Annotated in this window: 2 tRNA genes and 2 rRNA genes; all 4 read right to left on the reverse strand. The window is 41.1% G+C overall.

Annotation, left to right across the window (positions count from 1 at the left end):
• A 23S ribosomal RNA gene (locus ACOB80_RS20795) occupies positions 1-97 on the reverse strand; the annotation flags it as partial.
• Between the two features lie 290 nt (positions 98-387).
• Positions 388-463, reverse strand: a tRNA-Ala gene (locus ACOB80_RS20800).
• A 111-nt stretch (positions 464-574) separates the two neighbouring features.
• Positions 575-651, reverse strand: a tRNA-Ile gene (locus ACOB80_RS20805).
• 97 nt (positions 652-748) lie between these two features.
• Positions 749-816: ribosomal RNA gene (locus tag ACOB80_RS20810) — 16S ribosomal RNA — on the reverse strand; the annotation flags it as partial.

Genomic DNA, 816 nt, shown 5'->3' on the forward strand with positions numbered 1-816 from the left:
GGTTTTTATCACCTTAACTACGCTTATCGCAGATTAACACGTCTTTCATCGCCTCTAACTGCCAAGGCATCCACCGTATACGCTTAGTCACTTAACCATACAACCCCAAATAGTTTCGAGTTACTCAAAGACAAATCTGAGTATGAATGTATGACTGACATTTTCACGTAATACAAAGATTACTTGAAGTAGATGAAACAAGATAAGGACCTCTTGTTTCAAGGTTTGATTCATACAGCGCGACACTGTAATCATCAGTTGATATAAGATAAATCTTATATCGGGATATATATCAGCTTTCCAATTTGTTAAAGAGCAGTGTTTCATAAAGAAACTAAACTTAAAAACTTAGCATAAGCGTTTAAGTTTAATTTCTCTTAAAAGAAGTGGTGGAGCTAAGCAGGATCGAACTGCTGACCTCCTGCGTGCAAGGCAGGCGCTCTCCCAGCTGAGCTATAGCCCCATATCTGGGTCACATGTCTACTAGAGAGATTTAAGTGATTTGACTAGGCGTTGGTTAGCGAAGTTTGCTTTTGCAAATAAGGTAATCAACAACAACGTCAAGCGCTTAAATTGGTAGGTCTGGGCAGACTTGAACTGCCGACCTCACCCTTATCAGGGGTGCGCTCTAACCAGCTGAGCTACAGACCTATGTTCGTCCGAAGCTTACATGTTAGGACTTCTTTTACACTTTCGTTATCAATGCAATTTGTGTGAACACTCAACAATAATCAGTCTTACTTCAAGATAAGGAGGTGATCCAACCCCAGGTTCCCCTAGGGTTACCTTGTTACGACTTCACCCCAGTCATGAATC

It is taken from the genome of Thalassotalea coralli (assembly GCF_055786205.1).